This is a genomic window from Kitasatospora sp. NPDC057512, from assembly GCF_042802135.1.
GTDB lineage: Bacteria > Actinomycetota > Actinomycetes > Streptomycetales > Streptomycetaceae > Kitasatospora.
Genome location: NZ_JBHVET010001023.1, coordinates 1 through 2,348 on the forward strand (window position 1 = coordinate 1; position 2,348 = coordinate 2,348).

Sequence of the window (2,348 nt, forward strand, 5' to 3'; positions counted from 1 at the left end):
ACGGTGATCGGCCCCACCCGGTACTCCCCCACCGGGTGGGGCCGCTTCGCGTTTCAGGCTCCTTCCCCCGGCCCGCCGTTCCCCTCCGACGCACCGTCCGGCCCCTCGTCCGCACCCGCGTCCCGGCGCAGCGGCAGCGGCCGGGACGGTTCGAGCGCCGGGTCGTCCACCGCGAAGGTCCGTACCCGCCCCGGCCCGTCCCACGGCGTCTCGAACCGTACGGTGACCCTCCCGACGCCGCTGCCCTGCACCCAGCCCGGCCCGAACTCCTCGTGCCGGACGTCCTGCCCGGGCATCCACCGCCGCACCACGACGGCCTCCGGCTCCGCCGCGGCCTCCTCCGCCTCGGCCGCCGCCTCCGCGTGCTCCGCGGCCTCCTCCCGCAGCGCCTGGGCGAACAGGTCCTCCTGGGTGTAGTCGGCGAGTTGGGCGACGCCCACGCCGAGCAGCCGGACCCCGCCGGTGATCTCCACCTGCTCGGCCAGCCGGCGCGCGGTCGCGGTGATCACCGCCTCGTCGTCGGTGGGCCCGCCGAGCGTCTCCGAGCGGGTCAGCGTCGAGAAGTCGAACCGCCGGACCTTGAGCACCACCGTCCGCCCCGAGCGCCCGGCCGCCCGCAGCCGCCGTACGCACCGGCCGGCCAGGGCCTCCACCTCGCGCAGCACCCGTTCCCGGTCGGCCAGGTCCACCTCGTAGGTGTCCTCCACAGACACGGACTTGGCGTCCTGGTCGGCGATCACCGGCCGATCGTCCAGCCCTATGGACATCTGGAAGATCCCGGCGCCGTGCGCCCGTCCGACCAGCTGCACCAGCTCCGCCTCCCCCGCCTCCGCGAGGTCGGCCACCGTGTTCAGCCCGGCCCGGCGCAGCACCTGCTCGGTGGCCGGCCCGATCCCGGGCAGCGCCCGCACCGGCATCGGGCCGAGCACGGCCCGCTCCTGCCCGGGCTCGATCATGACCAGTCCGTCCGGCTTGGCCTGCTCAGAGGCGATCTTGGCCATCAGCTTGGACCCGGCCGCCCCGACCGAGCCGGTCAGCCCGGTCGACCGCTGGATGTCCGCCCGCAGGTCCTCCGCGAGCGCGAGGACCAGCCGCTCGCCGGTCTCGTGGTCCGCCTCCAGCAGCGCCGGTCCGTACGGGCCGACCTCCAGGTCGACGAAGGCCTCGTCCAGGCTGAGCGGCTGCACCAGCGGGGACAGCTGCCGCAGCAGCCCCATCACGATCTCGCTGTTCTGCCGGTAGGCCTCGAACCGCCCCGCCAGGAAGGCCGCGTTGGGGCAGAGCCGGCGCGCCTGCGCCATCGGCATCGCCGAGTGCACCCCGAACCTGCGCGCCTCGTACGAGGCCGTGGAGACCACCCCGCGCCCGCCGAGCCCGCCGACGACCACCGGCTTGCCGCGCAGGCTGGGCTTGGCCGCCTGCTCCACCGCCGCGAAGAAGGCGTCCATGTCGAGGTGGATGATGCTCGGCAGAGATCGCACCCGCCGATCATCGCGTACGGGTCCGACAGTGCGTACGAACCGGGCCGGACGCCCCGGTCCCGGCCCCCGTCGCTACTGCTTCGCGGCCTCCGCCAGCGCCTTCGGAATGCCGTCCTCCCGGGGCCCGAGGAACACCGGGTCCGGCCGCAGCCAGGCGTTGGCCGCCGCCTTGCCCGCCCCGGCGACCTCCCGCAGCCCGCCGTACAGCCAGGTCGCGTCGTGCAGTTCCGGCACCCCGACGGCGTACGAGCGGATGCCCGCCGCCTCGCACAGCGCCAGCGCCCGGCGGACGTGGAAGTCCTGGCTGACCAGCACCGCGTGGTCCACCCCGAAGATCCGGCGCGCCCGGGTGCAGGAGTCCCAGGTGTCGAAGCCCGCGTAGTCCCGCACCACCCGGTCCTCGGGCACGCCGTTCCGGGTCAGGTACTCGTACATCGCGTCGGGCTCGGAGTACTCGACCCGCCCGTTGTCCCCGGTCACCAGGATCGCCTGCACCTTCCCCTCCCGGTACAGGTCCACCGCCGCGACCAGCCGGTGCTCCAGGTACGGGGAGGGCTTGCCCTGGTACAGGCCGGCCCCGAAGACCACCGCGACCGGCGCGGCGGGCGCGCTCTCCACGGTGCCCACCCGGTCCCCCGCCGCGCACCACACCCAGGCGCTCGGCGCCAGCGCCAGCGAGCAGAGCACCGTTCCGACCTGGAAGACCCTGCGCTGTGTACGCCGCTGCCGCAGCCGGGCCCCCAGCAGTCCGGCCCTGCGCCGCAGCAGCCCCGATATACCGGTACCGACTCCCACGTGCCCTCCCTCGATGACGTCAACCGGGGAACACGACGGGGCCGCGGGTCCGAACGGTTCCCCGTCCGGGCC

Annotated in this window: 2 protein-coding genes; both read right to left on the reverse strand. The window is 74.8% G+C overall.

All coding sequences use genetic code 11. The features are described from left to right. Positions 1–53: 53 nt before the first annotated feature. Positions 54–1,481: a DNA polymerase IV gene (locus ACFU6K_RS37040; RefSeq protein ID WP_380670747.1), complete on the reverse strand. Its 1,428-nt coding sequence runs from the start codon at positions 1,479–1,481 to the stop codon at positions 54–56. A 72-nt stretch (positions 1,482–1,553) separates the two neighbouring features. Then, a complete protein-coding gene (locus tag ACFU6K_RS37045) occupies positions 1,554–2,246 on the reverse strand; it encodes a vancomycin high temperature exclusion protein (RefSeq protein WP_380670749.1) in 693 nt (230 codons plus the stop codon). Positions 2,247–2,348: the final 102 nt, after the last annotated feature.